The sequence below is a fragment of the Centipeda artemidis DSM 19719 genome, from assembly GCF_000426665.1.
In the GTDB taxonomy this organism is placed as follows: Bacteria; Bacillota; Negativicutes; order Selenomonadales; family Selenomonadaceae; genus Centipeda; species Centipeda artemidis.
The window spans coordinates 579872-596604 of sequence record NZ_AUFU01000001.1 but is presented as its reverse complement, the minus strand read 5'-3'; the positions used below and the strand labels follow the sequence as shown (position 1 = coordinate 596604).

Below are 16733 nucleotides of genomic sequence, written 5' to 3'. Positions count from 1 at the left end.
TTGACAACGGGACAGAGTTCGAGACGTTCACGCAGCTTGAGAGCCTCGGCACGAAGGTGTACTTCGCTCCCCCCTACAGCTCATGGGAACGCCCGCAGAACGAGCGTCACAACGGCATCCTCCGCTAATATATCCCCAAAGGAACGGGCATCGACGGATACAGTGACGAGGACATCCTAAACATAGCGGATGAGATAAACAGCCGCCCTCGTCGAGTGCTCGACTATCAAACACCAGCAGAACTGTTTAACACCTTCTTGGATGAAGTATACGCTATTGAAAATGTTTCTTAATTAAATCACTGTTCAACTTGCTCTTGCAATTCACGATTGTATTTTGGACTTGCGAGATGATGAACAAGCTGTTACAATGGGTATAGAAAGAACGCCCCTCGGGCGGCATCTTTCCAAGAATCGCTTGCTTTTACTTAAAACAACCGCTCATTGTCCGGATGGGCGGTTATTTCTTTAGGAGGAATCGGATGGAAAACAGCATACAGGAAATAGAACTGCGCCCCTTTCCGCCGTTTCTGCCGCCCCGTGCGACGGTCATGATGATGGGGAGCTTCCCGCCAAGCGCGGAGAAGCGCGCGATGGCGTTCCACTATCCGAACTTCCAAAACGATATGTGGCGCGTCTACGGGCTCGTATTCTTCGGAGACGTGCAGCACTTTCAGGTGCCGGAGGCAAAGGCGTTTGACGCCGACCGCATCAAGGCATTCCTCATGGAGAAGGGCATCGCCTCCTGCCCGACGGTGAAGCGCGCCATTCGCCGGCACGGCAACGCATCCGACGCCTACCTCGACGTCGTCGAGACCGTCGACATCGCTGCGGTGCTCGGCGACATTCCCGAATGCCGCCGCATCTGCACGACGGGCGGGAAGGCGACGGAGATATTGCTCTCCCTGCTCGACGCCGAGGTCAAGGCAAAGGACGTCAAGACGGGCACGACGATCTCCGCACGCTGCGGCGCCCGCGACCTCCTCGTCACGCGCCTGCCGTCCACCTCGCGCGCCTATCCGATGAAGCTCGAGAAGAAGGCGGCGTATTATCGGGCGTTTTTTGAGGAAGCCGGATTATTGGAGACGCCGTAATACGATAAAGTCAACATATCATAAAAGAGCCGCTCTGTACCGACGCGATTTGAAACTCGGTACGGAGCGGTTCTTTTTTGTTTAGACGGGGGATGATGCGCCGGAAAGACTGCTGAGCCGTATGACGCTCACGCGGGCGGAGGCATTTCATAGTCCGTGCGGAGGAGGCGTTCGACCACTTCCTGCAGCTGCGCGACGCTGTGGCGGCGGCTGCGTGCGCAGTCCTGTGCCTGCCTGCCGCAGAGGAGACAGCGGCGCGGGATGGGGCGCGTGATTTTTTCGCCCGCCGCATCGAGGACATCCATGTCGAACAGTCTGCCGAGCGGGTGCGTCTCCTCCAGGGTCACGGCAATAGACTTGATTTCTTCGGGGGCGGCGCGGAGCGCGAGTATGGCTTCGTCGCCTGTCGCCTCGTGCTGCTCTTCCCGCGCGATGCACGGGATGTTTCGCTTCGCCAGCGCTGCGGTGAGTGCGTCGAGCCCCGCGTCAAAGGCGCGGCGAATGACCGCGGAGGTCTTGACGGGACCGGGGATATTGAGTGTGTACGAGAGAAGCGGCACGTGAAAGCGTGCCAAGAGATCTCGTTGACGCAGGGCGCGCGCTTCGCGTGCGGCGAGCATGGCGGAGAGATCGACGTAGAGGCCGTGCAGCATAGGCGTTCCTTTCTCTGATCGGCGTATGGACGTGCCGCGCGCGGTTTCAGTAATGTACGACATCCTCCGCCTTCGCGATGGCGCGGCGCACGGGGGCGCTCTCCTCCGATCGCAGATAGGCAAGGGTGGTTGGCGGAACGAGCGCGGCCAGCGCGGAAAGGTCATCGTCCTTAATACAGCGGCGCACAGTGGACGCGCTGATAGGCATCCCTGCGTATTCTTTGCGCGGAATGATTTCGCATGCGATGCCCGCCTGCGGCAGGAGCGTCCGCATGGTCTCGTTGTAAAGGCTCGTCACGCGGCTTGCGCGCTCCGCGCCGACATAGCGGCGCGTGATGCGGAGCGCCGCGGCGATTTTTGTAAAGACGGCAAGATCCAGCTGCGCGTGCCCGCGGATCGCATCGTCTTCGTCCTTTTGGAAATAGCTCGGGAAGGTCGCCTGACTGACGATATACGAGCCGCTCTCGTGCAGCACGACGTTCGGCAGGTGCGCGGTTCCTTCGCGTACGAGCCGCACACGCACATCGTGCGGGAAAAAACTCGCGTCTTCGCTGACTATGAAGAGATGCACGCGGTCGTTCTCCTGTGCGGCGCGCTCCGTGAGGTATTGGTGTCCGATGGTAAAGGGGTTCGCGTTCATGACAATGGCAGCGACGCGTCGGGCGTCTCCGGCCGGCGTTTCCGCTTGTAGTTTTTTCAGGTAGTCGGAGAAGCCCCAGCGCGTGTTTTCCATAAAGACGACATGATCCGGTACGCGTGCGATCTCATAAAAGCCGAGGTCGCCAAAGAACCGGGCGGATACGCATTTGGTATAGAGAAAGACGGGACTGTTTCCGCGTGCCTGCTGCACGTCGAGGAGATGGGTCAGCAGCGCATTCAACAGCCCCTCCCCCTGCCGGGAGGCGTCCACGGCGAGGCAGCGCAGGGTGTTTCCCGCGCAGCTGCCCGTTGCGATGACGGCACGGTGCTCGTCATAGACGGCGCATGTGTAGTCGAGCCGCGGATCAAGACGCAGACCTTCTTTTGCGAGAAGGGCGCGGACAGCGGCGACGCCCGCGCGGTCGGAGGGATAGACGACGGAGATATCGGGCATATCGGACTCCTTTACGGTTCAGCGGAACATGTCAATGAAGGCACGCACCTGCGGCAGCTCCTCCGCCTGCGCGGTGTAAAAAAGGTAGGTGGCGCGCATGAGCGGCGTGCCGTCGGAAAAGTACATTGGACGGACGCTGCCGTCGAACCGCGCAAGGCAGATCTGCGGTACAATACTCCACCCGAGCCCTTGCTGCACCATCTCCATGCAGGTGGCAGTGCTGTTTGCGGCAATATGGCTTTTCGCGGGGGGAATATGGTTTTCTTTCATCCACTGGGTGATGTCGCGTGCCATCTCGGTGTCCGTATGGCGTGTGACCTGCCCGAATTCATGCAGCGGGCGATCCGCATCCTCCTTGCTTGTGATGACACAGATCGGCTCGCGCCCGAGGAGTATGCGCGGGCCGGTCCAATCGGAGTGTTCGCCGCGCAGGATGGCGAGTTCATCTTTCCCCGCGAGGAACCGCGAAAAGACATCCTGGCTTGAGAGCGTGACGAACTGCGTCTGTACGAGCGGATACCGGCTCCGGTAAAGCCGCAGCTGTGCGGGTAGGCGGTATACGGCATAGTTGATGGAGACCCCGACGCGCAGCGTGCCGGAGACCACCCCCTGACGATCCTTGAGCGCGCGGTGCATCGTGTTGACCTCGTGCAGGATGGTGCGTGCGTGATCGAGGACAATTTCGCCCGCAGGCGTGAACTGGATGCCCTGACGGGAACGCAGGAGGAGAACGATACCGAGCTCCTTTTCGATATGCCGCACGCGCTTAGAGACCGAGGACTGCGTGATGAAAAATTCTTCTGCGGCGTGCGTGATATTGCGCGTGCGTGCAAGCGTCACGAGCAGATTAAAATCTTGAACATCCATACGATCCCCCTTTTTTGGCGGCATGACGTGATTTGATCTTCCGGCAGGGCAGATATTCCTTATTTCCTTTAATTATACTGCTTGCCCTGATAAAACGCCATAAAAACATTCCAAAAAGGAATGCCGCGAAAAGAAAAAGAGAACTTTTACAAGCGCAGTAGATTTGTGGTTTAATGGTATCATAAATGAAAGGGGGAAACGCGATGGAGATTCAGAAAACAGCAATCGCCGGTACACTTGAGTCGAGCGATGCGCAGGTCACGGTTGCGCCGGGGACGGACGGCATCGAGCTGACCGTCGAGAGCAGCGTCATGAATCAATATGGGCGCGCGATTCGCCGTACGGTTCTCGCAACACTGGAACGTCTTGGTGTCACAGCGGCGCGCGTGCAGGTCGTCGATAAGGGGGCGCTGGACTGCACGATCAAGGCACGCGTGGAGTGCGCCGTATTCCGCAGCACAGAAGCATCGGCCAAAGATGTTCCGTGGGGAGGTGTCGTCAGATGATCCCAAGACCGAAACCGCAGCGGTTCCGGCTGCGCCGCACGATGCTCTTCATGAATGCGCAGAAGCCGGGACTCATCAAGGACGCTTATATTTACGGCGTCGACAGCATTATTCTCGATTTGGAAGATGCGGTTGCCGAGAACCAGAAGGACGCAGCGCGGTTCTCGCTCTATCATGCACTCAAAAGCATCGATTACGGCGATACCGAGGTGCTTGTGCGCATGAATGGACTCGAGACGCCGCACTGGCAGGAGGACATCCGCGTGAGCGTCGCGGCCGGCGCGGACGGAGTGCGCATCGCGAAATGCGAGAGCGCGGCAGATGTGCGCCTCGTTGAGGAGCATGTGCGCGCAGCCGAGGAGGAGTTCGGCGTCGAGACCGGCCGCACGCTGCTCATGGCAGCGCTCGAAAGCCCGAAAGGCATTCTCAACGCGGCCGAGATCTGCACGGCGTCGGAGCGCATGCTTGGCGTCGCGATCTCGGGCGGCGATTTCCGGAAAAGCATGCACGTCCGTCCCGTGCCCGGCGGCATCGAGATCAACACGGCGCGCAGCCTCATGCTCCTCGCGGCGCGTGCGGCGGGCATCCAGTGTTTTGACACCGTCTTCACGGCGCTCGACGACGAGGAGGGCTTCCGCGCCGAGGTACGGCTCGATCACGAGATGGGATTTGACGGCAAGAGTCTCATCAACCCGCGTCAGATCGCCTATGTGCACGAGACCTTTGCGCCCACACCCGCAGAGATCGCAACGGCGGAGCTCTACGTCCGCAGCTACGAGGAGCAGTCGAAGCAGGGAGTCGGCGTCTATACAGTCAACGGAAAGATGATCGATATTGCTTTCATTGAGGACGCGCAGCGCATCATCGCCCTCGCGAAGGCGTGCGGCGTCTATCACGGCGATTTGTAAAGGAGGCGATTCGATGAAAAACGCAGTGGGCAGAGAGATCCCGGATGCGCTCCTGACGGACGGCAAAGAGGTCTACCGGGGGAAATATCATAAGGACGGTCAATATTTCCGCAAGGTCGGGCCGCGCGTGTGCCGGGCGGAGCGGCCGCAGGCGTCAAAGGTCGTCGCTTCGATCCGCGAGGCATGTGAGAAATGCGGTGCGCGCGACGGCATGACCGTCTCGTTCCATCATGCTTTTCGCAACGGCGACTATGTGACGAGCATGGTCATGAAAGTGCTCGTGGAGGAGATGGGGCTGAAGGATCTCACCGTTGCAACGACTTCGCTCGGCAGCGCGCAGGATCTTTTGGCGGACTACATCGAGCAGGAGAAGATCATCGGTGTTCAGTCCTCCGGTGTACGCGGCCGCATCGGCGAGGTGATCTCCGCCGGCAAGCTCAAGACGCCCGCGGTCATCCGCAGTCACGGTGGGCGTCCGCGCGCGATTGAGACAGGCGAGCTTACGATCGATATCAGCTTTATCGCGGCGTCTGCGGCTGACGACTACGGCAATGCGAACGGCACGGGAGGAAAGAACAACTGCGGAACACTTGGCTATGCGGTCGCTGATTCACGCTATGCCGACCATGTTGTTGTCATCACGGATACGCTCGTCCCGTTTCCGAATTCGCCCGCGCCGATCGCCGCGATCGACGTGGACTATGTCGTGGTTGTAGACGAGATCGGCGATCCGAAAAAAATCGGTACGAAAGAAGCCCGCGTCACGGAGGACCCGCGCAACCTGATGATGGCGGAAAGCTGCGCGAAGATCATCGCCGCAACCCCGTATTTTAAGGACGGTTTCTCCTTCCAAACCGGTGTCGGCGGCCCTTCACTTGCGGTCAACCGCTATCTCGAGACCTATATGCGTGAACGCGGCATCGTGATGGGCTTTGCGCTCGGCGGCATGGGGGGCAACATCTGCGATCTCATGGACAAGGGGCTCGTGCGGAGACTCCTCGATACCCAGGATTTTGACACAAAGGCAATCGAACATCTCGCCGCTCATCCGGACAAACACCTTGAGATCTCCACGAGCGAATACGCGAACCCCGCGAATAAAGGGGCGTATGTGAACAAGCTGGACTTCGTCGTACTTGCGGCGCTCGAAGTCGACACGGATTTCAACGTCAACGTGTTGACAGGCTCGGACGGCGTGCTGCGCGGCGCGCCCGGCGGACATCCGGACACGGCCGCGGGGAGCAAATGCTGCATCATCGTCACGCCGCTCGTGCGCGGGCGCATGGCGACGGTCTGCAAGAAGGTCGTTACGGTGACGACGCCGGGCGACTGTGTGGACGTTGTCGTGACGGATTACGGCATCGCGGTCAATCCCATGCGCAGAGATCTCGTCGCATGTCTTGACGCGGCGGGCATCGCGCATACGACGATCGAGGCGCTGCAGGAGAAGGCGTACAGTCTCGTCGGCACGCCCGACGAACTCGAATGGGAGGATCGGGTCATCGCCGTGCTTGAGGCGCGCGACGGAACGATCCTCGACGTCGTACGCAAGATCAAGCCGCTGCAGCTCTAAGGATCGGCCGGCGGAATTCCGCATACCGTACTCAGAGGGGGCGGTGGGATGCCCCCGCAGCGCAGACTTGGCATCTGCAAGATCAATTTCCCAAATATCAAGGGAGTGAGGTGACGAAAGGATGGATCGAGCTGCGCAAATTGCATCGCTCGCACTTGAGGCTCTGCTTGCGGAGGCAGCGGCGACGCCGAAACCCGGGCTCGTCGACCGTGTGAACTGCGGCGCGCATGCGGATATGGACTTCTTCACCTTTCAGGTTTCGGCGGCGGCGATCGCGCCGTTCCTGTCCGTCTTCGTCCGCACGGGCACAGAGCACACGGGCGACGCGTCCGCACTGCTTGCGCGGCTCCGCCCTGTCGGCATGGAGGCGGAGCGCGCGATGTTTGTGCGTACCGGCGGCGTCAATACGCACAAGGGGGCGATCTTTAGCTTCGGCGTGCTCCTTGGCGCTGCGGGGCTGGCGCTGCGGCGGGGTAAAAAATGCACGGCGGAGTGTGTGCTTGATCTCGTCAAAGAGATCTGTGCAGGGATCTGCCGTCGCCACTTCGATGGTCTGGATGTTTGCGCTCCCGAGACGAAAGGAGATGCGGCGTACCTCGCCTGCGGTGCGACGGGTGCGCGCGGGACGGCAGAGGCAGGGTTCCCCCTTGTGCGCCGTATCGCTTTGCCGCTCTATCGCGCGCTGATGGATCAGGGGCTGCCCATGAACGACGCACTCGTCGACGTCCTCATTACGCTCATCACACTCAATGATGATACGAATATCCTCAGCCGCCACCACCTCGGTGTCCTGCATGAAGTGCAGGCGACAGCGCGGCGCGCCGAAGCGCTCGGCGGAATGGCGGCACCCGAAGGCCGCGCGGCAATCCTGCAGATGGACGAAGACTTTATTCACAAGTGGATTAGTCCGGGCGGATCGGCGGATCTCGTCGCTGTCACTCATTTTCTCTATGCGCTCGAACGTGCGGAGGGATAACGTCCCCGTACGCTGATGAAATACATAAAAGGAGGGACTTTTATGCTGTTGGCCATCACCGGCTTTGTCATGATTTTTCTAATCATCTACTGCCTGCTGCAAACGAAGGCGCATCCAACGCCGGTATTTGTCATCGTGCCGATCGTCTGCGCCATTGTCTGCGGCTTTGATTTTGCGCAGATTGCAGAGTTCGTCAAGAGCGGCGTAACGACGACCATGCCGGTCGCCGTGCTCTTTATCTTCTCCATCGTCTATTTCTCCATCATGTCGGAGGTCGGGCTGTTCGATCCGCTCGTCGACTTCCTCGTAAAACACGCGGGATCGAACGTCGTTCTCGTCACGGTGGCGACGGCGTGCATCGCCACGATCGCCCATCTCGACGGCGCGCTCGCCGCAACGCTGCTCGTGACGATCCCCGCGATGCTGCCAATCTACAAACGGCTGCATATCCGTCCTGTAGTCCTCTGCGTCATCATCGGCGCGGCGATGAGTATCATGAACCTCTTGCCGTGGGGCGGTCCCGTCGCACGCGTCGGAGTGATCCTCGATACGGACGTCAATGCACTCTGGCACACGCTGATCCCACTGCAAATCGTCGGCATCGGCATGGTGCTCGTCTTCGCCGCCTTTATGGGCATTCTGGAAAAACGGCGCGGCGCGGGCGCCGTGCCGACGGGCAAGGCGGCGCAGCTCGATGAGGACGCCTCGTCCGCGAAGCAGGTCACCGCGGAGGAAGCGGCGGCGCTCAAGCGCCCGAAACTCTTCTGGTTCAATCTCCTGCTCACGGTCGGTGTCATCGCACTGCTTTGCTTTACGAAGATTCAGCTGTATGCCGCCTTCATGATCGGGCTTTCCATTGCTCTTATCGTGAACTTCCCCGATCCGAAGATGCAGGGGGCGCGTATTCGCGCACATGCGGGTGAGGCGCTCGGCGTGCCGATGATCCTCCTCGCGTCAGGCGTGTTCCTCGGCGTATTGACGGGCAGCAAGATGCTCGAGGCGATGGCCGAGACGCTCGTCATGATCATCCCGGGATTCCTCGGGCCGTACTTCCATATCGTCATGGGAATATTCGCCGTGCCGATCGGTATGATGCTCGGCACGAGTCCGTATTTCTTCGGCCTCCTGCCGCTTGCGATCGGCGTCGGCGAGCAGTACGGCATCTCTCCCGAAAACATGTCGCATGCTATGCTGATCGGCAAGAACTTTGCCGTCCTCGTCACGCCGCACGCGGCGACGACCTTCCTCTGCTGCGGCCTCGCAGGTATCTCCATCAAGGATCTCCTGCGGTTCTGTATGCCGTGGCTTTGGCTGCTCTCCATCATTTCACTGTTCTTTGCCATCTTGCTGGGGATTGTCGTCGTCTAGACAATGTGAAAAACTTGTAATGCATACGAAAACGGCACAGGCGCGTGATGCGTGATCTGTGCCGTTTTTCTATATGCTGTGTCGTTAGAACAACTTCTCCGCGAGCACGATGGTCTGCTCGCGCGAGGGACCGACGGAGACGATGCCGAGGGCGATGCCCGTGACCTCAGCCATGCGCGTGAGGTAGCGGCGCGCGTTCTCGGGGAGCGCGTCGTAGCTGCGGATGCTGGAGATGTCGGTCTTCCACCCCGGGAAGGTCTCGTAGATCGGCTCGACCTCGGCGAGGACGTTCAGGCTCGCGGGGACACCCTTCAGCACATCGCCCTTGTGCCGGTAGCCCGTGCAGATCTTGATTTCGTCAAATCCGTCGAGGATATCGAGACGCGTGACCGCCATGTAGTCGATGCCCGAGAGCATCCCCGCGTGGCAGACGACAACGGCGTCGAGCCAGCCCGTGCGGCGCGGACGCCCCGTCACCGTGCCGAACTCGTGCCCTGCGCGGCGCAGCTCCTCGCCGATATCGTTCAGCTGCTCGGTGGGGAAAGGGCCTTCGCCGACGCGCGTGCAGTATGCCTTGACGACGCCGATGACCGTATCGATCTTCTTCGGCGCAACGCCCGCGCCGATGGTGACGCCGCCCGAGATGGGATGCGAGGCGGTGACATACGGATAGGTGCCGTAGTCGATGTCGAGCATCGTCGCCTGTGCGCCCTCAAAGAGGATCTTGCGCCCCTCTGCGATCTCCTCGTTGATGAGCGGGATCGTATCGGTGACGAGCGGGCGCAGACGCTCGGCGTAGCCCTTGTACTCGGCGAGCACCTCCTCGTAGACGAGGGGCGCGTGGTCGTATGCCGCCGCGAGCTCAGCGTTCTTGCGCGCGAGGTTCTTTTTGAGCTTTTTCGCAAACTCGTCGCCGTCCATGAGATCACAGACGCGGATGCCGACGCGGTCGTCGCGATCCATGTAGCAGGGGCCGATGCCGCGCCCCGTCGTGCCGATCTTGTCCGCGCCGCGCTGCGCATCGCCGATGCCGTCCATCAGGCGGTGGTAGGGCATGACTACATGGGCGCGGTCGGAGATGCGGATATGCGACACGTCGATGCCGCGCGATGCGAGAGCATCCATCTCCTGCAAACAGACCTCGGGATCAAAGGCGACCCCGTTCGCGATGATATTATGCGTCCCCTTGTAGAGAATGCCCGACGGCAGCAGGCGCAGCTTGTACTCCTCACCTGCGGCGACGACCGTGTGTCCCGCGTTGCAGCCGCCCTGATAGCGAACGACGGTATCCGCCTGCTCCGCGAGATAGTCGACGATCTTTCCCTTTCCCTCGTCGCCCCATTGCGTACCTGTGATAACGATGGTTGACATATGCTCAGTCCCCTTTTTTTATCAAAACCTGTTCCCTTTACAGGTCAAAACGCTTGAAGATTTCATCCACATTGCGGAGGAAATACTTATAATCAAAGCAGTCGTCTATCTCTTGCATGGTTAAATACTTGGAGATGTCCTCATCCCGCTCGACATTCGTGCGGAAATCCTCTTTCTCGAGCCAGCGCTTCATGGCGTTGCGCTGCACCCATACATACGCTGTCTGGCGCATGACGCCCTTATTAACGAGCGCAGTGAGGATGCGCTGACTGTAGATGAGCCCGCCCGTGCGCCCCATGTTGTGGAGCATCGCATCGGGATAGACGAGGAGCTTGTCGACGATGTTTGTCAGCTTTGCGAGGCAGTAGTCCACGTTGATCGTGCTGTCCGGCAGGATGACGCGTTCGACGGAGGAGTGCGAGATGTCGCGCTCATGCCAGAGCGTCATGTCCTCGAGCGCCGCGACGGCGTTGCCGCGTACGAGACGCGCCATGCCCGAGACGCGCTCGCAGTTGATGGGGTTGCGCTTGTGCGGCATCGCGGACGAGCCCTTTTGTCCCGCCTTGAAGAACTCCTCCGCCTCGCGGATATCCGTGCGTTGGAGGTTGCGGATTTCGGTCGCGATCTTCTCCATCGTGCCCGCGATGATCGCGAGCGTCGTGACGAGCTCGGCGTGGCGGTCGCGCTGGATGACCTGCGTTGCGAGACGGACGGGCGTGAGACCGAGACGTTTGCACGTCAGCTCCTCGATGCGCATGTCGATGTTGGAGTAAGTACCGACTGCGCCCGAGAGTTTACCGACCGAGACGATCTCCTGCGCACGCGTCAGCCGCTCGATGTCGCGTTCGATCTCAGCGCTCCAGAGGAGGAGCTTGAGTCCGAACGTCATAGGCTCCGCATGGATGCCGTGCGTACGTCCGATACACGGTGTATGGCGAAACTCATCTGCGCGGCGGCGGAGCACTTCGCGGAATTTACGAAGCCCGCCTAGGATCAGCCCCGCGGCGTCACGCATCATGATGCAGTACGCCGTGTCCTTCACATCGCTCGAGGTGAGCCCCTTGTGGATATACTTTGAATCCTCGCCGACATTTTCCTCAAGGTTCGTGAGGAAGGCGATGATGTCGTGGTCGGTCGTCTTTTCGATCTCGTTGATGCGGGCAACGTCGAACTTCGCCGTGCGGCGGATGTTCTCCACCGCGGCGGCGGGGATCTCGCCCAGCTCCGCCATCGCTTCGCACGCCGCGATCTCGACATTTAGAATGGTCTGCCACTCGTTCTCGATCGACCAGAGACGCCCCATCTCCGGCCGCGTATAGCGCTCTATCATCTTATCCTCCTGCTCATGCTCACAGACATAAAACAACATCTATATCATATATCGCAAGCCGCCGCATGTCAACGAAAACAACGAACGCGGGAAATCATTCGATAGAGTATGGCACCATAGTAAAAATTTAGAGTGTACTATTGACTTAGAGTGCGCTCCTAGTATTATATTTGACGGACAGGTATTTGACAGTATAAAAAGGGGAATATGATGGGAGAACATAACGAGACAGAGCACCGTTTGACGCGGCGTTCCTTTATTAAGGGCGCTGCCGCCGCGGGCGTCCTCGCTGCGGGCGGCGCGCTCTTTTTGGGGACGGGCTGCGGGCGCACGGTGGTCGAGACCGCGGAGCGCAAATTCTTTGCCGAGCTGCGCGTAAATTATCTGCGGCAGATCGTCACGCAGGATACGGGGCGTGCGCGCGTCCTCATGTGGGAGATGCCCACGCCTGCGGCGGATCAGGTCGTCGAGCTGCGCACGGCGGGGCAGACGGAGACGCGTTCTTTTGATGTGCGCGATGCGGGCTTTACAGACGACGGCGTGACCGTCTATCAATACGCAGCGGCGATTGACGAGCTGACGCCCGGCACGTCGTACGAATACCGCGTGCGCGCCGGTGATGCTGCGACGGCGTGGATGCCGCTCGCGGCACCTGCCGAGGACGCACCGTATAAAATGATCATCTTCCCGGATTCACAGTCGAGCGACTATACGGACTGGCAGAATGTGGCGCGCGGCGCGTGGGAGCGCAACCGTGATGCGGCCGTCTACTGCAACATGGGTGACCTTGTGGACAATGGCGAGGATCGTTCGCAGTGGGCGGCGTGGTTCGAGGGATTTGACGCCGACATGCTGCACGCGCTGCCCTTCGTCCCCGTGATGGGCAATCATGAAACGTATAACCGTGATTGGAAGGTACGTCTGCCGGAGGCGTATCTGCACTATTTCGACGTGCCCGCAAACGGCAGCGCGCAGTTTGAGCGGTACTACTACTCATTTGATTTCGGCAGCGTCCATTACATCGTCCTCAATACAATGCAGCAGGAGCTTGACGAATTTATACCCGGGCTCGTGGAGGAGCAGCAGGCATGGATTCGCCGCGACATGGCGGCACACCGGAAAAAGTGGAATATCGTCATGATGCACAAAGATGTCCTGCAATACCGCATCAACGGGCGCCCCGAGCGCACGGAGGGATTCAGCGAGGACGGGAACCTATGGATGCCGCTGTTTGATGAACTGGGCATAGACATCGTATATACGGCGCACTTGCACACCTATCGCAATCGCGGGCATATCTACGGATTCGCAAAGCAGCCAGACAAAAGGGGACCGCTCTACATCCTCACGGGTGTCGCGGGCAACGTCCGCTATCCGAATCTGTGGGTGGATCACGCGATGGACGATGTGACGCTCCCGCAGCCCGAGACCGACAACTACCTCACGATGGAGGTCGGCGCGACCGGCATTGAGATCGCGTGCTTCCTGCCTGACGGTACGGAGATGGATCGTGTGCGCGTGGAGAAATGAAGTATATGGCTTGACGAATTGTATGTAAAAATTTATAATTGGATTGAAATTACTTTACCGTTATGGTAGAATAAGATAGATTTATATATAACGGGAGGAATTTACCGAATATTATTTATCGTAAAAATTGAATAAGGACATCAGGTGTTTTGTGACTTGCTGCAAAGCTTTACGGGGAAGTTTGATGTGATTTCAACGCTGTAGCGCAGCCGTGAAGGGGAGTTTATTCATCGTAGTCCTCTTACAAAGGGATGAATGGGCGACGATCCTAAGCCGGGGTACCGACTGAGGTCTGTTATTTATGTAAAGTATGCGCTTTACGTACTTCAGCATTTAGGAGAGGTTCAGCTTTCCGCCGGTATTTTATTGCCAAAAATGGGGCGGACGATCTCGGGTGTTAGGGTTTGCAGCGCAGCTTACAGTACATGAAATGAAGCAGGAAATTTAGCTGTTGCGCAGCCGGATTTCCTGCTTATTTATTATAAAGTATTTTATTATCGTTAAATATGAATGCAACCTGAAAACTCTTATTGACAAAAAAAAAACAATAATGCTAATATAAACATAAAAATTACATATGATAGGGAATAGGTGTCGCAAGACTTCAAAAGGAATCCGGTCAAAGCCGGAGCGGTCCCGCCACTGTAAGAGGAGCCCGTCAAAATATGCCACTGGAGAGATCCGGGAAGGTTTGACGCGGCGATGAATCTAAGCCAGGAGACTTGCCTGTTTCAACATCACCGTTGATTTTTGAATTGTTTCAAGAATCAGTACCTGCGAGCGATGGGGAGGGGATTACGTCCAAGATGAAATACAGACGTACCTCCGGCAGTAATATATTCTGCCGGATTTCTGATTTCTATAGATGTTCATCCGCCTGACTGCGCTCGTTGGTACAGGCGGATTTTTCATGGAGTGAAGGGAAACATGACGCAGAGGATTGTCCACATTTTTTGAAGATACGCCGGTATACGATCGGCAAAGGAGAACGGAGGCTCTTTTATGTCAAAGAAAGCAAGGAAAAGGCTTGTTTCGTCTGTGCTGTTGACGCTGCTCGCCGCTGTGACAGGACAGCCCGCATTCGCAGCAGAGTCGGGACAGACGTCGGATGCACAGGGCGTATATACAACGCAGGATGTTACGGTTCAGGCAAAACGCCCCGTATGGGAGGAGACTCTCTCCCCCGGCACTGTGACCGTCATCCGCCCTGAGGAGTTCAAGGGCGAGCAGAAGTCCCTGCCCGACTTCCTCAAGATGGTTCCCGGTGTGCATGTGCGTGAGGTTCAAGGTAAAGGACAGTATACGACCGTGACCGTGCGCGGCTCGACAGCGGCCCAGGTCGGCGTATTTGTCGACGGCGTGCTGACGAACCTCGGCGGCGATGCGGCGGTCGACATCTCGACGATCCCCGTCAGCAACGTCGAACGCATCGAGGTCTACCGCGGCTATATCCCTGCACGCTTTGCGGGCACCTTTATCGGCGGTGTGATCAACGTCGTGACGAAGAAGCCGACGGGTGCACATGGCTCGGCGGAGATCGGGCCGAGCTCGTTCGGCGGCAAAAAAGCCTCCGTCGAGGTCACCGCCCCTGTCGGTGACGGCAGTCTGCTCTTCGGATTCAACCATGAGTCGCGTGACGGCGACTTCCCCTATCACAGCTATGCGGCGGATCAGTTCTATACGAATACCGGAGATGGACGGCTGATTATGGAGACACGAGCCGAGCTGCAAGGCTACCTCGCTATGACACCGGCAGAAAGGGCGGCATATGATGCTTTGCATGGTGCCGGTGCATGGCAGCAGAATGTAGATGACTGTATCCAGTGGCTCGAAGACAACGGCGGTCGCTTGGTGACAGCCGCCGACGATCCCGAGCGCCGCCGTAAATACAACGACTACAGCAATTCGGATCTTCTCGTCAAATGGCAGAATGATGACTGGATGATCAAGGGAACATACAAGACTGTCGATCGACATCTGCCGGACAGCCTCTGGGTTGATTATCGAAGCTATTTCGATATGATTCAGCCGGGGCTTCTCGTGGATAAATACGATCTCTATAAATACGACAAGCGGCATCAAAAAATCAGTGCAGCGGAGCTGCTCGTACAGCGACGCTATATAGGGAAACGCTATGAATGGGGTTGGATGATTGACTATCTAAGCCAGAGCAAGGATTACCGTGCCGAGAATATTCACGACGGTCTGCGCTATATGATTAAGATTCCCATGAGGGAGTGGAGCCGCTATCGTTCGAAGAAATACAATGTGCAGATAGACGGCACCTACGAGCTCAGCAAAAACAACATGCTCGACTTCCAGATGAACTACTCGCATGAGCGCATGAATATCGACGGCGACGGACTTGATGAGGTCATCGACGATGTGCAGGCGGGCATTGGGAATCTCTGGGCGCAGATGCGCAACCAGTTCGATCAGAACATCTTCAATGTGCAGCTGCAGGATACGATCACGCTCGATAAAAAGAAGACGTGGCAGCTGACGCCCGCCGTCCGCTACAACCGCTCGCAGATCATTGGCTACAGTCAGTTTGGACGCTTTAACCCTCTCAAAACGTACCGTTGGGTTCATCCGAAGGACAGTCAGGTCGATTCCAAGGTGACGTGGCAGCTCGCACTCAAGAAGGAGTTCAACGACCACTTTACGATGCGCATGACGGGCGGCACCTACTTCCGCCTGCTCAACATGTATGAGATCGCGGGCGACGGCGCGGGCATCATGCCGGCACCGATGGACTATAAGGGGAGCGGCGCCAAATTTCCGCAGCCAGAATACGGCAAGCAGTTCGATCTCAGTGTCATATGGGACGGCAAGTTCCTTGGCTCGGACAATCGAACAACGCTCACCTATTTCTGGCGCGACACGCAGCGGATGCTCTACCTCTACCGCGCGGGGCTCAACTACAGCTCCTACTTCAACGACATGCGCGGTAAGGCACACGGCATTGAGCTGCAGACGAATTTCCACTGGAAGAAGTTTGATCTCGATATCGAAGGCACGCATCTCAACATAGCGGCGCAGCGCAGGGATTCCTCTCCGGGGGTCCATTACGACTGGTTCGAAGTGCGTCCGACCTACCAGCCAAGATGGGAGGGCAATATCCGTCTGACCTATCGCCCGACGGAGAAATGGCTCTTCTTCGGCGAGGCGCACTATGTCTCGCAGTACTACACGCACTATGCCATCCCACAGGTCAGAGATCCTGTAGAAAAGGAACTTGCCGGCAGACCAAGAGCGGCGTTGAAGACGATCAACCTGGGGCTCAAGTGGTCGCCGAAAAAGGATATGACGCTGACCCTCGGATGCAATGATGTCTTCGACGCGGCATCCAAGCTGAAGGTGCACAGCGTGCAGCGCTACTTGAGCGAACCGAGCTGGGTAAACATCGAATATCCGCTGCAGGGACGCAGCTATTATATTAGTTTCCGCTATGAATTCTAAGGA

General features: G+C 58.1%; 13 protein-coding genes, 1 pseudogene and 2 riboswitches. Of the genes and pseudogenes, 9 read left to right on the top strand and 5 right to left on the bottom strand.

What is annotated here, in order from left to right; genetic code table 11:
* Together K341_RS13045 and K341_RS0102720 are read left to right on the top strand one after the other, a co-directional pair.
* Window positions 1-293 (top strand): annotated as a pseudogene (locus tag K341_RS13045) (IS30 family transposase); the annotation flags it as partial.
* A 188-nt stretch (window positions 294-481) separates the two neighbouring features.
* Window positions 482-1093: a DNA glycosylase gene (locus K341_RS0102720; RefSeq protein ID WP_026761763.1), complete on the top strand. Its 612-nt coding sequence runs from the start codon at window positions 482-484 to the stop codon at window positions 1091-1093.
* A 128-nt stretch (window positions 1094-1221) separates the two neighbouring features.
* Here K341_RS0102720 and citX read toward each other — a convergent pair whose 3' ends face one another.
* From citX to K341_RS0102705, 3 genes are read right to left on the bottom strand one after another with little or no spacing between them, the layout of a single operon-like run.
* Window positions 1222-1746, bottom strand: a complete 525-nt coding sequence (gene citX, locus K341_RS0102715) for a citrate lyase holo-[acyl-carrier protein] synthase (protein ID WP_026761762.1) — start codon at window positions 1744-1746, stop codon at window positions 1222-1224.
* A 46-nt stretch (window positions 1747-1792) separates the two neighbouring features.
* Complete coding sequence (gene citC, locus K341_RS0102710) at window positions 1793-2839, bottom strand: [citrate (pro-3S)-lyase] ligase (protein ID WP_026761761.1); 1047 nt, start codon at window positions 2837-2839, stop codon at window positions 1793-1795.
* Between the two features lie 18 nt (window positions 2840-2857).
* On the bottom strand, window positions 2858-3706 hold the full coding sequence (locus K341_RS0102705; protein ID WP_026761760.1) for a LysR family transcriptional regulator: 849 nt from the start codon (window positions 3704-3706) through the stop codon (window positions 2858-2860).
* Between the two features lie 203 nt (window positions 3707-3909).
* Between K341_RS0102705 and citD the strand changes: the two genes are divergently transcribed.
* The 5 genes from citD to K341_RS0102680 all read left to right on the top strand — a co-directional run bounded on the left by citD (window position 3910) and on the right by K341_RS0102680 (window position 9037).
* Window positions 3910-4212 (top strand): citrate lyase acyl carrier protein, encoded by a 303-nt coding sequence (citD, locus tag K341_RS0102700; RefSeq protein ID WP_026761759.1) that lies wholly within the window; start codon window positions 3910-3912, stop codon window positions 4210-4212.
* The gene (locus K341_RS0102695) at window positions 4209-5120 is read left to right on the top strand and encodes an aldolase/citrate lyase family protein (RefSeq protein ID WP_026761758.1); all 912 of its coding nucleotides are present in this window, start codon (window positions 4209-4211) and stop codon (window positions 5118-5120) included. Before citD ends, K341_RS0102695 begins: the two co-directional genes overlap by 4 nt.
* Window positions 5121-5133: 13 nt before the next feature.
* On the top strand, window positions 5134-6693 hold the full coding sequence (gene citF, locus K341_RS0102690) for a citrate lyase subunit alpha (protein WP_026761757.1): 1560 nt from the start codon (window positions 5134-5136) through the stop codon (window positions 6691-6693).
* 121 nt (window positions 6694-6814) lie between these two features.
* Window positions 6815-7669: a triphosphoribosyl-dephospho-CoA synthase CitG gene (citG, locus tag K341_RS0102685; protein WP_026761756.1), complete on the top strand. Its 855-nt coding sequence runs from the start codon at window positions 6815-6817 to the stop codon at window positions 7667-7669.
* Between the two features lie 42 nt (window positions 7670-7711).
* The gene (locus K341_RS0102680; RefSeq protein ID WP_009438284.1) at window positions 7712-9037 is read left to right on the top strand and encodes a CitMHS family transporter; all 1326 of its coding nucleotides are present in this window, start codon (window positions 7712-7714) and stop codon (window positions 9035-9037) included.
* Between the two features lie 84 nt (window positions 9038-9121).
* On the opposite strand, the gene K341_RS0102675 is transcribed toward K341_RS0102680, so the two are convergent.
* Both K341_RS0102675 and purB read right to left on the bottom strand, forming a co-directional pair.
* Complete coding sequence (locus K341_RS0102675; RefSeq protein WP_026761755.1) at window positions 9122-10408, bottom strand: adenylosuccinate synthase; 1287 nt, start codon at window positions 10406-10408, stop codon at window positions 9122-9124.
* 37 nt (window positions 10409-10445) lie between these two features.
* Window positions 10446-11738: an adenylosuccinate lyase gene (purB, locus tag K341_RS0102670; protein ID WP_026761754.1), complete on the bottom strand. Its 1293-nt coding sequence runs from the start codon at window positions 11736-11738 to the stop codon at window positions 10446-10448.
* A gap of 210 nt (window positions 11739-11948) precedes the next feature.
* On the opposite strand from purB, the gene K341_RS0102665 reads away from it, so the two are divergent.
* The gene (locus K341_RS0102665) at window positions 11949-13268 is read left to right on the top strand and encodes a purple acid phosphatase family protein (protein ID WP_026761753.1); all 1320 of its coding nucleotides are present in this window, start codon (window positions 11949-11951) and stop codon (window positions 13266-13268) included.
* 124 nt (window positions 13269-13392) lie between these two features.
* Window positions 13393-13572: riboswitch (cobalamin riboswitch) on the top strand.
* Window positions 13573-13840: 268 nt separating this feature from the next.
* A riboswitch (cobalamin riboswitch) is annotated at window positions 13841-14012 on the top strand.
* A 258-nt stretch (window positions 14013-14270) separates the two neighbouring features.
* Window positions 14271-16730: a TonB-dependent receptor plug domain-containing protein gene (locus tag K341_RS0102660; protein WP_026761752.1), complete on the top strand. Its 2460-nt coding sequence runs from the start codon at window positions 14271-14273 to the stop codon at window positions 16728-16730.
* The last annotated feature ends 3 nt before the right edge of the window (window positions 16731-16733 follow it).

Excerpts from the sequence above, each read along its gene's own strand:
- K341_RS0102660 (WP_026761752.1), top strand. The coding sequence starts at position 14,271 with ATGTCAAAGAAAGCAAGGAAAAGGCTTGTTTCGTCTGTGCTGTTGACG.
- K341_RS0102695 (WP_026761758.1), top strand. The coding sequence starts at position 4,209 with ATGATCCCAAGACCGAAACCGCAGCGGTTCCGGCTGCGCCGCACGATG.
- purB (WP_026761754.1), bottom strand. The coding sequence starts at position 11,738 with ATGATAGAGCGCTATACGCGGCCGGAGATGGGGCGTCTCTGGTCGATC.
- K341_RS0102705 (WP_026761760.1), bottom strand. The coding sequence starts at position 3,706 with ATGGATGTTCAAGATTTTAATCTGCTCGTGACGCTTGCACGCACGCGC.
- K341_RS0102675 (WP_026761755.1), bottom strand. The coding sequence starts at position 10,408 with ATGTCAACCATCGTTATCACAGGTACGCAATGGGGCGACGAGGGAAAG.
- K341_RS0102665 (WP_026761753.1), top strand. The coding sequence starts at position 11,949 with ATGGGAGAACATAACGAGACAGAGCACCGTTTGACGCGGCGTTCCTTT.
- citG (WP_026761756.1), top strand. The coding sequence starts at position 6,815 with ATGGATCGAGCTGCGCAAATTGCATCGCTCGCACTTGAGGCTCTGCTT.
- citC (WP_026761761.1), bottom strand. The coding sequence starts at position 2,839 with ATGCCCGATATCTCCGTCGTCTATCCCTCCGACCGCGCGGGCGTCGCC.
- citF (WP_026761757.1), top strand. The coding sequence starts at position 5,134 with ATGAAAAACGCAGTGGGCAGAGAGATCCCGGATGCGCTCCTGACGGAC.
- citX (WP_026761762.1), bottom strand. The coding sequence starts at position 1,746 with ATGCTGCACGGCCTCTACGTCGATCTCTCCGCCATGCTCGCCGCACGC.
- K341_RS0102720 (WP_026761763.1), top strand. The coding sequence starts at position 482 with ATGGAAAACAGCATACAGGAAATAGAACTGCGCCCCTTTCCGCCGTTT.
- K341_RS0102680 (WP_009438284.1), top strand. The coding sequence starts at position 7,712 with ATGCTGTTGGCCATCACCGGCTTTGTCATGATTTTTCTAATCATCTAC.
- citD (WP_026761759.1), top strand. The coding sequence starts at position 3,910 with ATGGAGATTCAGAAAACAGCAATCGCCGGTACACTTGAGTCGAGCGAT.